This is a genomic window from Cereibacter ovatus (assembly GCF_900207575.1).
Taxonomy (GTDB): domain Bacteria; phylum Pseudomonadota; class Alphaproteobacteria; order Rhodobacterales; family Rhodobacteraceae; genus Cereibacter_A; species Cereibacter_A ovatus.
The window spans coordinates 290,307-303,071 of sequence record NZ_OAOQ01000002.1 but is presented as its reverse complement, the minus strand read 5'-3'; the positions used below and the strand labels follow the sequence as shown (position 1 = coordinate 303,071).

15 protein-coding genes and 1 riboswitch are annotated in these 12,765 nt (G+C 68.5%); of the genes, 3 read left to right on the top strand and 12 right to left on the bottom strand.

Annotated elements, in window-relative coordinates:
- Window positions 1-2: 2 nt before the first annotated feature.
- Together CRO07_RS03710 and CRO07_RS03705 are read right to left on the bottom strand one after the other, a co-directional pair.
- Window positions 3-263, bottom strand: coding sequence for a chaperone NapD (locus CRO07_RS03710; RefSeq protein ID WP_097029334.1), 261 nt, complete (start codon window positions 261-263; stop codon window positions 3-5).
- Window positions 257-754, bottom strand: a complete 498-nt coding sequence (locus CRO07_RS03705) for a ferredoxin-type protein NapF (RefSeq protein WP_097029333.1) — start codon at window positions 752-754, stop codon at window positions 257-259. The genes CRO07_RS03710 and CRO07_RS03705 overlap by 7 nt, the downstream gene beginning before the upstream one ends.
- Window positions 755-1,163: 409 nt before the next feature.
- Between CRO07_RS03705 and CRO07_RS03700 the strand changes: the two genes are divergently transcribed.
- Window positions 1,164-2,609 (top strand): cobyric acid synthase, encoded by a 1,446-nt coding sequence (locus CRO07_RS03700; RefSeq protein WP_097029332.1) that lies wholly within the window; start codon window positions 1,164-1,166, stop codon window positions 2,607-2,609.
- Between the two features lie 67 nt (window positions 2,610-2,676).
- A complete protein-coding gene (locus tag CRO07_RS03695; protein ID WP_097029331.1) occupies window positions 2,677-3,042 on the top strand; it encodes an AAA+ family ATPase in 366 nt (121 codons plus the stop codon).
- Here CRO07_RS03695 and gltX read toward each other — a convergent pair.
- Window positions 3,039-4,367, bottom strand: a complete 1,329-nt coding sequence (gene gltX, locus CRO07_RS03690) for a glutamate--tRNA ligase (protein ID WP_097029330.1) — start codon at window positions 4,365-4,367, stop codon at window positions 3,039-3,041. The two genes, CRO07_RS03695 and gltX, sit on opposite strands and share 4 nt — an antisense overlap.
- Window positions 4,368-4,530: 163 nt before the next feature.
- Here gltX and CRO07_RS03685 point away from each other — a divergent pair, with 163 nt between their 5' ends.
- Window positions 4,531-4,941, top strand: a complete 411-nt coding sequence (locus CRO07_RS03685; protein WP_097029329.1) for a metallopeptidase family protein — start codon at window positions 4,531-4,533, stop codon at window positions 4,939-4,941.
- Window positions 4,942-5,160: 219 nt separating this feature from the next.
- On the opposite strand, the gene CRO07_RS03680 is transcribed toward CRO07_RS03685, so the two are convergent.
- The 9 genes from CRO07_RS03680 to CRO07_RS03640 form a co-directional block, all read right to left on the bottom strand.
- A complete protein-coding gene (locus tag CRO07_RS03680; RefSeq protein ID WP_097029328.1) occupies window positions 5,161-5,877 on the bottom strand; it encodes an ABC transporter permease in 717 nt (238 codons plus the stop codon).
- Complete coding sequence (locus CRO07_RS03675; protein ID WP_097029327.1) at window positions 5,874-6,557, bottom strand: ABC transporter ATP-binding protein; 684 nt, start codon at window positions 6,555-6,557, stop codon at window positions 5,874-5,876. Before CRO07_RS03675 ends, CRO07_RS03680 begins: the two co-directional genes overlap by 4 nt.
- Window positions 6,554-7,480, bottom strand: a complete 927-nt coding sequence (locus CRO07_RS03670; protein ID WP_097029326.1) for an ABC transporter substrate-binding protein — start codon at window positions 7,478-7,480, stop codon at window positions 6,554-6,556. The genes CRO07_RS03675 and CRO07_RS03670 overlap by 4 nt, the downstream gene beginning before the upstream one ends.
- The gene (gene thiD, locus CRO07_RS03665) at window positions 7,477-8,280 is read right to left on the bottom strand and encodes a bifunctional hydroxymethylpyrimidine kinase/phosphomethylpyrimidine kinase (RefSeq protein WP_097029479.1); all 804 of its coding nucleotides are present in this window, start codon (window positions 8,278-8,280) and stop codon (window positions 7,477-7,479) included. Before thiD ends, CRO07_RS03670 begins: the two co-directional genes overlap by 4 nt.
- Window positions 8,277-8,888 (bottom strand): thiamine phosphate synthase, encoded by a 612-nt coding sequence (thiE, locus tag CRO07_RS03660; RefSeq protein ID WP_097029325.1) that lies wholly within the window; start codon window positions 8,886-8,888, stop codon window positions 8,277-8,279. Before thiE ends, thiD begins: the two co-directional genes overlap by 4 nt.
- Window positions 8,885-9,673 carry a hydroxyethylthiazole kinase gene (thiM, locus tag CRO07_RS03655; protein ID WP_097029324.1) on the bottom strand — a complete coding sequence of 263 codons (789 nt, stop codon included), beginning with the start codon at window positions 9,671-9,673 and terminating at the stop codon, window positions 8,885-8,887. The genes thiE and thiM overlap by 4 nt, the downstream gene beginning before the upstream one ends.
- Window positions 9,674-9,717: 44 nt before the next feature.
- Window positions 9,718-9,815: riboswitch (TPP riboswitch) on the bottom strand.
- 50 nt (window positions 9,816-9,865) lie between these two features.
- Complete coding sequence (locus CRO07_RS03650; RefSeq protein ID WP_407919619.1) at window positions 9,866-10,315, bottom strand: transglycosylase SLT domain-containing protein; 450 nt, start codon at window positions 10,313-10,315, stop codon at window positions 9,866-9,868.
- A 114-nt stretch (window positions 10,316-10,429) separates the two neighbouring features.
- Window positions 10,430-11,416: a UDP-glucose 4-epimerase GalE gene (galE, locus tag CRO07_RS03645; RefSeq protein WP_097029322.1), complete on the bottom strand. Its 987-nt coding sequence runs from the start codon at window positions 11,414-11,416 to the stop codon at window positions 10,430-10,432.
- Window positions 11,409-12,731, bottom strand: coding sequence for a UDP-glucose dehydrogenase family protein (locus tag CRO07_RS03640; RefSeq protein WP_097029321.1), 1,323 nt, complete (start codon window positions 12,729-12,731; stop codon window positions 11,409-11,411). The genes galE and CRO07_RS03640 overlap by 8 nt, the downstream gene beginning before the upstream one ends.
- Window positions 12,732-12,765: the final 34 nt, after the last annotated feature.

The window sequence follows — 12,765 nt, the reverse complement described above, 5'->3', positions numbered from 1 at the left end:
CGTCAGGAAAGGGTGGCGGGCGCGTCATCGGCGAGCGCCTCGAAATGGTGGTAGGCAAGGGTCACGCCCAGCACGCCGGGGATCTGGTGCAGATCCATGATCTGATCCGAGGCGCGGCGCGTGGCGGTATCCTCGATGGTGACGACGATCCGGCCCGGCTCATGGGCATGAACGGCGCCGCCCTCGGTCGCATCGATGGCCGCGATCACCGCCGGCGTCAGTTCGGGCAGCGTCTGGACGAGACAGCCGCAGATGTTCAGCATGGCCGGATCTCCGAAGTGAGGGGGGAAAGGCTGATCGCCCCGGCGGGACATGGCGCGACGCAGGCGCCGCAGCCGGTGCAGGTCTCGGGGTCGATCACCGGGCGGGCGCGGCCGCCGATCATCGGGCGAAAGCGGATCGCGGCGGCATCGCAGAAATCCTCGCAGGCGCGGCACTGGATGCCATTTGCGTCAAGGCAGGCGGGGCCTGCCTCGGCCCGCCATGGCCATGGCGCCCCCGGCATCAGCGCCCCGGTCGGGCAGGCGCGGGTGCAATCGCCGCAGAAGGTGCAGCCGCCCTCGCGCATGTCCACCACCGGCAACCCTTCGCCGTCGCACAGGATGATCGCCGCACCGCAGGCCCGGGCGCAGTCGCCGCAGCCGGTGCAGGCTTCGCCAAAGGCAAGCCCTGCCAGCGCCCCCGGCGGGCGCGGAACGGCGGTTGCGGTGAATCGGCCGCGCAGAAGATCGCGGCGGGCGGAGGGATCGGTCATCGGACTGGCTGGATAAGGTTCTGGCGTCTTGTCCATTTAGTAAGGGTCAGTTAGCCTGCGACGCGCCGCCGCAACCTTGATCTGCATCAAGGCAACGGTTCAAAGTTGAACGATTCCAGAAGCGATCATTTAACCCTATATTTTCCTGTTTTTTTATCGCCATGGTTGCAACACAGGGACTCAGTCGGCCATGACGCAAGAACCACAGCCGGACCGCCAATCCGGGTGAAATCCCGCCAGCGCGCGGCAAACGATTCTGTCGGAAAAGGAGCCCTGGGCGGCGCTGTGCCGGCAGAACGCCCCCCTTTTTGCAGACCGCCCGCTCTTGGCAAATCGCGGCATAACGGCCAGAACCGCCCCACCGACAGGAGCGCGCGATGAACCGACACCAGCACAAGGGGCACCAGCCATGCCGGCACTGATGATCCAGGGAACCGGCTCGGATGTGGGCAAATCGCTGCTGGTGGCGGGGCTGTGCCGGGCGGCGTTGCGGCGGGGGCTGTCGGTAGCCCCGTTCAAGCCGCAGAACATGTCGAACAATGCCGCCGTAACCGCCGACGGCGGCGAGATCGGCCGCGCGCAGGCGCTTCAGGCCCGCGCCGCGGGGCTGGAGCCGCTGACCGACATGAACCCGGTGCTGCTGAAACCCGAAAGCGATCAGGGATCGCAGGTGATCGTGCAGGGCCGGCGCGTGGGCACGCTGAAGGCGCGCGACTGGTTCGACCGCAAGCCCGCACTGATGGCGCCGGTGCTGGACAGCTTCGCCCGGCTGACGGCCGCGCACGATCTGGTGATCGTGGAAGGCGCCGGCAGCCCGGCCGAGGTCAACCTGCGGACGGGCGACATTGCCAACATGGGCTTTGCACGGGCAGCGGATGTGCCGGTGGTGCTGGCCGGCGACATCGACCGTGGCGGCGTAATCGCGCAGATCGTCGGTACCAGGGCGGTGATCGACCCCGAGGATGCAGCGATGGTCGCGGGCTTTCTGGTCAACAAGTTCCGCGGCGACGTCCGCCTGTTCGACGACGGCTATCGCCTGATCGAGACGCATACCGGCTGGCGCGGCTTTGGCGTGGTGCCGTTCTTTCCGCAGGCGGCGCTGCTTCCGGCCGAGGATGCCCTGGACATGAAGACCCCCACCCGGACCGGGCCGGTCACGGTGGCGTGGCTGGCGTTTTCGCGCGTGGCGAATTTCGACGATCTTGATCCGCTGAAGCAGGAACCGGGGCTGACGGTGGTCATGGTGCGCCCCGGCCAGCCGATCCCGGCCAATGCCGCGCTGGTGATCCTGCCCGGCACCAAATCCACCCGCGGCGATCTGGCCTTTCTGCGGTCGCAGGGCTGGGATGTGGATCTGATCGCGCATCACCGCCGCGGCGGGCGCATTCTGGGGATCTGTGGGGGATATCAGATGCTTGGCCGCAGCGTGGCCGATCCTCTGGGCCTTGAAGGAGAGCCGGGCGTGACCCGGGGCCTTGGCCTTCTGGATGTGGAAACCGTGATGACCCCCGACAAGCGGCTGACACGGATCGCGGCCCGCCATGCGGCGACGGCCGAGGCGATCGAAGGCTATGAGATCCACATAGGCGCCACCGACGGCCCCGACTGCGCCCGCCCTTTCGCCCATGTCGAGGGCCGCCCCGAGGGCGCAAGTTCGCCCGATGGCCGCGTGACGGGCAGCTACCTGCACGGCATGTTCACCTCGGACGGGTTTCGCGCGGCCTTCTTGCGGGCGCTGGGGGCACAGGCGTCGGGGCTGGCCTATGGTGCGGGGGTGGAGGCGGTGCTGGACGCCCTTGCCGACCATCTTGAGGCGCATCTGGATGTGGCGGGATTGCTGGCGCTTGCGCGGTAGGCGCGGGCACTGGCTCTGCGTGCAATCGCCTCTAGGTGAAACGCGGGGGCGGGCTTATATTCGCGGCATGAGATCCTTGGCCGCCCCCCTTGCCCTGTGTCTGTTGCTGTCCCCCGCGCTGGCGCAGGAGGCCCCACCCGACGAATCGGGCGATGTCGAGGATGGATTCAGCCTGCTGGGCGAAGGTATGAACCTGCTGCTGCGCGGCCTGATCGACGAGATGGAACCGGCGATGCGCGACATGGGCGACGCCATGGCCGAACTTCAACCCGCGCTGCGCGATCTGCTGGCGCAGGTCGACGATCTGCGCAACTATCAGGCGCCGGAACGGCTGCCGAATGGCGATATCCTGATCCGGCGCAAGCCCGACGCGCCGCCCCTGCCGGCCCCGCCCCCAAAGGCGGCGCCAGAGGCGCCGGCGATCGACCTTTAACCCTGCTTCGCCCGAACCGTCTGCAACAACGGCATGACATCGGCCATCTCGGGGCCATGCGCCTGCCCGGTCAGCGCCTTGCGCAGCGGCATGAACAAACCCTTGCCCTTGCGGCCCGTCGCGTCCTTGACCGCGGCGGTCCATTGGCCCCAGGTCTCGGAGGTGAACGGCGGCGCAGGCAGCAGCGCCATGGCCTGCGCGATGAACTCGGCATCCTCGGGGTCGATCTGCGGCTCGGCTCCATCGCGGAACAGGGTCCACCAGCCGGCCAGATCGTCCAGCACGCCGATATTGTCCTTGGCCACCCGCCAGAAGGCTTCGGCCAGCGCATCCGGCACCCCCAGCGCGGCAATGCGCCGGGCGACGGTTTCGAACGGCAGGCCCTGAACGAAGTGGCGGGTCAGCGGGAACAGATCCTCGGCGTCGAACTTGGTCGGCGCGGCGCCGAAGGTCGAGACATCGAACCCGGCCAGCAGTTCATCATGCGTGCGGGCCAGTTCCACCGGCTGCGACGAGCCAAGCCGCGCCATCAGCGACAAAAGCGCCATCGGTTCCACCCCGCGGGCGCGCAGATCGCGCAGGCTGAGCGTGCCAAGCCGCTTGGACAGCGCCTCGCCCTGCGGGCCGGTCAACAGCGAGTGATGGGCGAACGACGGCGGCGTGCCCCCCAGCGCCTGCATGATCTGGATCTGGGTGGCGGTGTTCGTCACATGGTCGGCGCCCCGGACGATGAAGGTCACGCCCATGTCGATGTCATCGACCGACGAGGCGAAGGTGTAAAGCACCTGCCCGTCGGCGCGGATCAGCACCGGGTCGGACACGCTGGCGGCATCGATCGAGATCGGGCCAAGGATGCCGTCCGTCCATTCGATGCGCTGCTGATCCAGCAGGAAGCGCCAGTAACCGCCACGCTCGGCACGCAGGCGGGCGCGATCCTCGTCCGACAGGTTCAGCGCCGCGCGGTCATAGACCGGGGGCTTGCCCATGTTGAGCAGCTTCTTGCGCTTCAGGTCGAGATCGGTCGGGCTTTCGAAACATTCATAGAAGCGGCCGGCGCGGCGCAGATCCTCGGCGGCCTCGGCATAGCGGTCGAGGCGGTCGGACTGTTTCTCGATCCGGTCCCAGGTCAGGCCGAGCCATTCGAGATCCTCCATGATCCCGTCGGCATATTCCTGTTTCGAACGTTCGCGGTCGGTGTCGTCGAGCCGCAGAATGAAGGTGCCGCCGGATTTGCGGGCGATCATCCAGTTCATCAGCGCGGTGCGCAGGTTGCCCACATGGATGTAGCCGGTGGGCGAGGGAGCGAAGCGGGTTACGGTGGTCATCGGCGGATCTCCTGCTGGGGTTGCTGTTTCACACGGGCGACGAATTGTCCAGTTCGGGCAGCGGGGCCGGCCGCCGGGGCGCTGCCCCGGACCCCGGGATATTTGGGCCAGAATGAAGGGGGGAGGGTCTGGGATGTGGTGGCGGGCGTGATAGGATGGGGGCATGACACAGGTGGCTGACGGCGCTTGCGCCCCCGATCTTGATCTGCTGGAACGGCTTGCGCGCGAGGCGGTGGCAGGGTTGCCGGACGGTTGCCGCGCATTGGCGGCGGCGGTGGTGTTGCGGATCGCGGACATGCCGCCGGACGAAATTCTGGACGAGATGGGGATCGAGGATCCCTATGATCTGACGGGGCTTTACGAGGGGGTTCCGCTGACCGAGCGGTCGGTGTCGGACCCGCCCGTGCAGCCGGCTGCGATCTGGCTGTTCCGGCGGCCGATCCTGGAGGAGTGGATCGACCGTGGCGATGTCACCCTGGCCGAGTTGGTGACGCATGTCATGGTGCATGAGCTGGCGCATCATTTCGGCTGGTCGGACGAGGATATCACCGCCATCGATCCGTGGTGGGAGTAACCGGGGCGGAGGGGCTGCGGCGATCCGCGCTTTTACGCGACCCTGGCCGGGGCCGGCATGTCATCGCCGCAAGAAAATGCACGGGTGCAGGTGCCCCTGTCGTGTTCGTCGTCTGACAGGCCAGGGACGGTGCGTGCCCTGGAGAGCGCGGGACCGGAGTGATCGTTAAGGAGTTGAACGCCCCCCCGCGGGGGCTGTTTCGGGCGCGACCGGGCGCGGTCACATCTCGAGCCGGCGCAGGGCTGCATCGACGGCGGCGCGAAGTCCCAAGGTCAGCACCGCCAGCACGGCGAGGGCTGCGAACATCAGGTCGGTCTTCATCCGGGCATTCGATACCAGCATCAAATGGCCAAGCCCGGCCGAGGCCCCGACCCATTCGCCGATCACCGCGCCGATCGGGGCATAGACCGCGGCGATCCGCAGGGCGGCGCCCAGATGGGGCAATGCGTGGGGCAGGCGCAGCCAGATCAGCGTGTCGAGCCGCGAGGCCCGCGCCAGCCGGGCCAGGTCGAGGGCTGCGGCCGGGGTGGCGGTCAGCCCGTCGTGCAGCGCCGAGGCCACCGGGAAGACCACGATCAGCACCACGACCGCGACTTTCGCGCCCATACCATAGCCGAGCCACAGCGTCAGGATCGGCGCCAGCGCGAAGACCGGCACCGACTGGCTGGCAACCAGCACGGGGCGCAGCAGGCGGCTGGCCCAGTGCGACAGCGTCATGGCCAGCGCCGCCGCCACGCCCGCCACACAGCCAAGCACCAGCCCGGCCGCGATCTCGGCCGCGGTCACCCCGGCGTTGGCGGACAGCATCGCGGCATTGGCCAGCGCCGCCTCGGCCACCGCGCGGGGGCCGGGCAGGATGAAGGCGGGCACGCCCGTCAGGCTGACGATAGCCTGCCAAAGCCCGATCAGCGCCACGGCCGAGACCAGCGCCTTCATGCCGCAAGCCGCGTCATCAGCGCCTCGTGGGCCGCGGCAAGGCCGGGGCTTGTCAGGGCGCGGGGCGGGGCGGCGGGTGGCAGGGGCATCGGCTCCAGCCGCCCCTCGGCCAGCAGGTGAACGTGATCGCCCAGCCGCAGTGCCTCGGACGGGTCATGCGTCACCAGAAGGACCGCCCGACCCGCCAGCCTTTCGCGCGCCAGATCCTGCATCCGGCGCCGGGTGCCGGCATCCAGCGCCGAGAACGGCTCGTCCAGCAGCGCAAGCGGGGCATCTTCCATCAGCGCGCGGGCCAGTGCCACACGCTGGCGCTGGCCGCCGGACAGGCTGTCGGGACGGCGGTCCGCCATCCCGTCGAGACCGACGGTGTCCAGCAGCGCCCGCGCCCGGGGGGCATCCGGGGCCGTGCCGGCAAGCCGTTGGCCAAGAAGCACATTTCCCAGCACCGACAGCCGCGGTTGCAGCAGATCGTCCTGCGCCATCCAGGCCACCCGCGGCGGCGCCGTCACCCGGCCGTCGAACCGGGTGCCGGTGGGCAGGCCCGCAAGCAGCCGCAGGATCGTGCTTTTTCCCGCCCCCGAGGGGCCAAGCAGGCAGGTCCAGCCCGGGGGCAGATCCAGCCGCACATCGAACAGCACCCGGCCATCCAGCATGGCGCGGCCCCTGATGCCGAAGCTCACCGGGTCAGATCCACCGCGATCTCGGCCACCGCGGGGGCGGCAGGGATCAGCCCCACCTGCTGCATGTAGCGGCCGAAGGCGTCATAGCGCGCCGGGTCCAGTGCGGCGGGATGGGCGGCGAAATGGGGCAGCGTGTCGCCCCATGCCGCTGCGTTCAACGTGTCGTCGACCTCGGGCGACCAGCCGCGGAAGGTCTGCCACGATTCGGCGGGATGGGCAGCGATATGGGCGGCGGCGCGTTCAGTCACGGCAAGGAAGGTCGCGACGGTATCGCGGTTCATCCGCTGTGGATTGGCGACATAGATCAGTTCATCATAGGCCGGCACGCCGTTTTCCTCGGGCAGGAAGCAGCGGCCTTCGCTGCCGGTGGCGGCGATCTGGTGCGGCTCGAAGTTGCGGAAGGCACCAGCGACGGCATCGACCTGACCGGCGGCAAGGGCGGGCGTCAGGGCAAAGTTCACGTTGACAAATTCGACCTCGGACGGCTGGACACCGTTGGTGCGCAGCATGGTGTGCAGCAGCGCCTCTTCGATCCCCGCGACCGAAAAACCCACCTTGCGGCCCTTCAGATCAGACAGCGCCTGCACCGGGCCATCCGCCTTCGCCATCACGCAATACAGCGGATTTTCGACCAGCGTGCCGACGCGCACCAGCGGCAGGCCTTCGGCATGTTGCAGGTAAAGCTGCGGCTGATAGGTGATCGCAAGGTCCGCCGCGCCGGCCGCGACCAGCTTCGGCGGATCGGCGGGATCGGCAGGGGGGATGATCTCGACCGTCAGCCCCGCCTCGGCAAACCAGCCCATTTGCTGGGCCACGATGATCGGCCCATGGTCGGGGTTCACGAACCAGTCCAGCACAAGGCGCAACGGTTCCGCCGCCGCAGGGCCGGGCAACAGCAGGGCAAGCAAGGCAAGGCGTTTCATCGGCGACTCCTGAGCATGGGGAAATGGTCGGTCGGGCCGTGGCCGTGGCCGACGGACAGCCCGTCGGCGGCGGCGATGGCGGCCGAGACATAGGCCTTGGCGGCACGGCAGGCGGCCAAGGCGTCGCCGGTCAGCGCCAGATGGGTGGCGATGGCCGACGACAGCGTGCAGCCGGTGCCGTGGGTGTTGCGGGTGTCGGTGCGGGGTGCCTCCAGCCATTCGGCGCGCGCACTGTCCAGAAACAGGTCGGGGCAATCGGCACCGGCCAGATGGCCGCCCTTCAGGAACACCGCGCGGGGGCCAAGGGCCAGCAAAGCGCGGGCCTGACGCTCCATCTCGGCGCGGTCGCGGGCCTCGGGGCAGGCCAGCAGGTCGGCAGCCTCGGGCAGGTTCGGGGTGACGATGGCGGCCAGCGGCAGCAGCCTTTCCCGCAGCGCGGCCACGGCCTCGGCCGCCAGCAGCCGGTCGCCGCCCTTGGCGACCATCACCGGGTCAAGCACCACCGGCTGCGCACGGCCGGCAAGTTCGGCCTGAACCGTGGCGGTGATCTCGGCGGTGCCCAGCATCCCGATCTTGACCGCATCCACCCGGATGTCATCGAACACCGCACGGATCTGGGCCGCGACAAAGGCGGGCGGGATCAGTTCCACCCCGCTGACGCCGCGGGTGTTCTGCGCCGTCAGCGCAGTCAGCGCCGCCATGGCATAGCCGCCGTTGGCGCTGATCGCCTTGAGGTCGGCCTGAATCCCGGCGCCGCCCGAAGGGTCGGACCCGGCAATCGACAGGATGTTGGGGATCATGCCGCCCCCCATTCCGCGGCCAGCGCCTGCGCCGCCGCCTCTGGATCGGGCGCGGCACCGATGGCCGAGACCACCGCCAGCCCCGAGGCCCCTGCCCGCTTCACCGCCGCCGCATCGCCCGCGCCAAGCCCCCCGATGGCCACCGCAGGCACCGGCGAGGCCGCAACCAGCCGCGCCAGCCCGTCAAAGCCGATCGGCGGCGCATGGTCGGGCTTGGACGCGGTGGCCCGCACCGGCCCGATGCCGACATAATCCACGATGCCCAGCGGCAGCCGCTCGACCTGATCCAGCGCCTCGACCGACAGACCCAGCAGGCGGTCCGGCCCGATCAGGCGCCGCGCCTCGGTCACCGCCAGATCGCCCTGCCCCACATGCAGCCCCGCCGCGTCAGAGGCGAGCGCGACCGTGACCCGGTCATTCACGATCAGCGGCACGCCGGACGGAGCCAGCGCCGCCACCAGCCGGCGCGCCACCGGGATCAGATCGGCATCCGTCGCGTGCTTGTCGCGCAACTGCACCAGCGTGGCCCCGCCCCGCACCGCAGCCAGAACCAGCGCCTCCAGCCCCGCGGCCCCGTCGGGCGTCACGAAATAAAGCGAAAGGTTCATGCCGCCTCCACCCGCGCGCCAAGGGTCAGGTCGTCGGGCGTCATGGCGTGCAGCGCATCGATGAAGGCCGTCTGAAAGCTGGCCGGGCCGCGGGCTGCGCGGGCCGCAATCTCGCCGGCCAGACCGAAACAGGCCAGCGCGGCCACCGTCGCCTCAAGCCGCGGTTGACCCGCGACAAAGGCGCCGACCACCCCGGTCAGCGAACATCCCAGCGCCGTGACCTTCGGCATCAGCGGATGGCCGTTGGCGATGCGGAAGGCCCGCGCGCCATCGGTGACATAATCGACCGGCCCGGTGACCGCGACCACCGCACCCGAGGTCTGCGCCAGACGGCGGGCGGCATCTTCGGCCGCGGCGACGGGATCGGCGCTGTCGGCGCCTTTGCCGCGCGCCGCCGCCCCCGCCAGCGCAAGGATTTCCGAGGCGTTGCCACGGATCACGCCGGGTCGCAGCGCCAGCAGCCGGGCGCCGATGTCGCGCCGGAACGCCGTCGCCCCCACCGCCACCGGATCAAGAACCCACGGCACGCCCGCACGCGCCGCGCCTTCGGCGGCCGCCAGCATCCCTTCGACCCAGCGCGGATCGGGCGTGCCGATGTTGATCGTCAGCGCCTGCGCGATGGCGGCAAATTCCGCCGCTTCCTCGGGGTCATGCACCATCGCAGGCGAGGCACCCGCCGCCAGCAGCACATTCGCCATGACATTCATCGCAACGAAATTGGTGATGCATTGCACCAGCGGCGCCGTCCGCCGCATGGTTGCAAGATAGGCTCCGCCGTCGTCCATCGCTCTCCTTCCGCGGGGGCAGGACGACGGCATGACCCCATGGGGGAAAATGCATCGCGACTTCCTCCGCCAGCATGACCTGGTTCAGGTTCAAAGGGTGCTTCTCAGCCCGGGAATGCCCCGGACGCCCCTGTCACTGACGGAAAGCTAGCGCAAAGTCGCAGCGCGGCGCAAGGCCCGCCGCGCCATGGATCAGCGCAGGCCGGTTTCTTCCAGAAGACCCATGCGCTTGGCTTCGTAGTAATAGCCGCTGCGATACCAGCGGATCGCCTGATCCTCGTTCCCGCGCGCGACCAGCCATGCCCCGCGCAGATATTTGCCGCCATAGGTCAGGTTGGTCCGGGGATCGAGCAGGCTTTCCGGCGCACCGCGATGGCCCATCGTTTTGGCGGTCTGCGGGTTGATCTGCATCAGACCGAAATAAGGCCCGTTGCGCGCGCCGGGATTGTAGCCGCTTTCGTGCCGCACCACGCGATGCAGCAGCGATTCCGGCACCTGATGCAGGCGGGCATAGTCGCTGACCATCCGCATCACCTCGGGTTGGCCTGCCGGCGCGGGGCGTGCGGTGGGTTTCTCGGCACTGCCGCAGGCCGCAACCGCCAGCCCGAGTGCCAGAAAAACGGCGCGCGTCATCCCCATCAGTCCGTCCCCATCGTTCTGCCGTCTCTGCGGCCTGTCAATTCCGCGCGAACGCTGCCAGAGCGCGCAGGGCCGGGAAAGCCCCCTGCGCAGCGATGGGCAGAAACCCGCGCATCATCAGCGGGTGAACGGCGCCGCCTGATGCCAGCGCCACGCATCGGCGATCATGTGCGGCAGGGTCGAGCGGTCAGGCTCCCATCCCAGTTCGCGGATGGCGCGTTCCGATCCGCAGACCAGTGCCGCCGCATCGCCGGGGCGGCGGTCGCCATAGACGATCGGCACCTCGCGGTTGGTGACGGCGCGCGACTGCTCGATCACCTCGCGCACCGAAAATCCGCGCCCGGTGCCAAGGCAGAACACCCGGTTGTCGCCCCCGTCCAGCAGCCGGTTCAGGCCCAGAACATGCGCCTGCGCCAGATCCATCACATGGACATAATCGCGGATGCAGGTGCCGTCGCGCGTGGGATAGTCGGTGCCGAACACCGTCAACGCTGACCGCCTGCCCGCCACCGCATCCAGCATCAGCGGGATCAGGTGGGTTTCGGGGTCGTGCTGTTCGCCCACCTCGGCGTCAGGATCGGCGCCGGCGACGTTGAAATAGCGAAAGATCGTGTGGTTCAGACCGAAGGCCGCACCGAAATTGGTCAGCATCTCCTCGATCGCACGTTTCGAGGCGCCATAGGCGTTGATCGGCCGCTGCGGCGTGTCTTCATCCAGCACCACGCCGTCCTGATCGCCATAGGTGGCGCAAGTCGATGAAAAGACGAAGTTCTTCACCCCATGCGCAACGGTCGCCTCCAACAGGTTCAGCGCGCCGTTCACGTTCACCCGCCAGTAGGTCGCCGGATCGCGCATCGATTCGCCCACCAGCGACAGCGCCGCGAAATGCATCACCGCCACCGGGCGCCATTCCTCCAGTGCGGCGTCGATGGTCGCGCGCTCCATCAGGTCGCCGCGGTGCAGGGGGCCGAACTTCACCGCCTGTTCCCAGCCGGTGGACAGGTTGTCGAAGGTCACGGGCTCGAACCCTGCATGCCGCAACACCTTGCAGGCATGCGCGCCGATATAGCCCGCGCCACCCGTCACCAGAACCCGATCAGCCATTCACCTCTCCTTGGCGGCCAACGCCGACGTAGGCGACAAAGCCGGCCTTCGCCGCATCGGCCGGGGCATAGACGTTGCGCAGATCGGCAAGCCGGGGCTCGGCCATGATGCGGGCCAGCCGGGGCAGATCCAGTGCGCGGAACTCATTCCATTCGGTCAGGATGACCAGCGCATGGGCGCCGTCGGCCGCGGCATAGGCATCGTCCAGCCAGTCCACGCCGGGCAGCAGATGTTCGCCCTCGCGCCGGCCCTCGGGGTCGACCACGCGGACCTTCGCGCCCGCCCCCACCAGCGCCGGCACGATGGTCAGCGAGGGCGCATCACGCATGTCGTCGGTGTTGGGCTTGAAGGTGACGCCAAGGACCGCGATCGTCCGGTCGCGCAAAGTGCCGCCGCACAGATCCTCGATCTTGTCGATCATGCGGCGCTTGATATCGTCATTGACCTTGATGACGGTCTCGACGACCTGGATGGGCGAGGCATGTTCCTGCCCCATGCGGGCCAGGGCCTTGGTATCCTTCGGGAAACACGACCCGCCATAGCCGGGGCCGGCATGAAGGAACTTGTTGCCGATCCGGCCGTCAAGGCCCATGCCCTTCGACACCGCCTTGATGTCGGCGCCCACACGTTCGCACAGGGCGGCGATCTCGTTGATGAAGGTGATCTTGGTGGCAAGGAAGGCGTTGGCGGCGTATTTGATCATCTCGGCGCTTTCCAGCCCGGTGTAGACCACGGGAAAATCGCGCAGGAACAGCGGGCGGTAGATTTCGGCCATGACCTGCTTCGCGCGGTCGGTTTCAAGGCCCACCACCACGCGGTCGGGGCGCATGAAATCATCGATGGCCGCGCCTTCGCGCAGGAATTCGGGGTTCGAGGCCACATCGAAATCCGCCGCAGGATTGGTGGCGCGGATCACCTCGGCCACCTTGCGGTTGGTGCCGATGGGAACAGTCGATTTCGTCACCACCACGGCGTAATGATCCAGCGCACCGGCGATTTCCTCGGCGGCGGCCATGACATAGGTCAGATCGGCGTGCCCGTCGCCGCGCCGGGTGGGCGTGCCCACGGCGATGAACACCGCCTCGGCGCCAGCCAGCGCCTGCGCCAGATCCAGCGTGAAGGACAGCCGCCCCGCCGCCACATTGCGCGCCATCAGCGCATCAAGCCCGGGTTCGAAGATCGGAACGATCCCGGCGTTCAGTTTGGCAATTTTCGCGGGGTCTTTGTCGACGCAGACCACCTCGTGCCCGAAGTCCGAGAAGCAGACCCCCGAGACAAGGCCCACATAGCCCGTGCCGATCATTGCAATCTTCATGGCGGATGCCTTCCTTTCAACCCCGACCTGACTA

Bases quoted from the DNA above. Each gene is read 5' to 3' on its own strand.
- thiM (WP_097029324.1), bottom strand. From the start codon at position 9,673: ATGGACGACGGCGGAGCCTATCTTGCAACCATGCGGCGGACGGCGCCG.
- CRO07_RS03670 (WP_097029326.1), bottom strand. From the start codon at position 7,480: ATGAAACGCCTTGCCTTGCTTGCCCTGCTGTTGCCCGGCCCTGCGGCG.
- CRO07_RS03700 (WP_097029332.1), top strand. From the start codon at position 1,164: ATGCCGGCACTGATGATCCAGGGAACCGGCTCGGATGTGGGCAAATCG.
- thiD (WP_097029479.1), bottom strand. From the start codon at position 8,280: ATGATCCCCAACATCCTGTCGATTGCCGGGTCCGACCCTTCGGGCGGC.
- CRO07_RS03705 (WP_097029333.1), bottom strand. From the start codon at position 754: ATGACCGATCCCTCCGCCCGCCGCGATCTTCTGCGCGGCCGATTCACC.
- gltX (WP_097029330.1), bottom strand. From the start codon at position 4,367: ATGACCACCGTAACCCGCTTCGCTCCCTCGCCCACCGGCTACATCCAT.
- CRO07_RS03640 (WP_097029321.1), bottom strand. From the start codon at position 12,731: ATGAAGATTGCAATGATCGGCACGGGCTATGTGGGCCTTGTCTCGGGG.
- CRO07_RS03685 (WP_097029329.1), top strand. From the start codon at position 4,531: ATGACACAGGTGGCTGACGGCGCTTGCGCCCCCGATCTTGATCTGCTG.
- CRO07_RS03680 (WP_097029328.1), bottom strand. From the start codon at position 5,877: ATGAAGGCGCTGGTCTCGGCCGTGGCGCTGATCGGGCTTTGGCAGGCT.
- thiE (WP_097029325.1), bottom strand. From the start codon at position 8,888: ATGAACCTTTCGCTTTATTTCGTGACGCCCGACGGGGCCGCGGGGCTG.
- CRO07_RS03710 (WP_097029334.1), bottom strand. From the start codon at position 263: ATGCTGAACATCTGCGGCTGTCTCGTCCAGACGCTGCCCGAACTGACG.
- CRO07_RS03695 (WP_097029331.1), top strand. From the start codon at position 2,677: ATGAGATCCTTGGCCGCCCCCCTTGCCCTGTGTCTGTTGCTGTCCCCC.
- galE (WP_097029322.1), bottom strand. From the start codon at position 11,416: ATGGCTGATCGGGTTCTGGTGACGGGTGGCGCGGGCTATATCGGCGCG.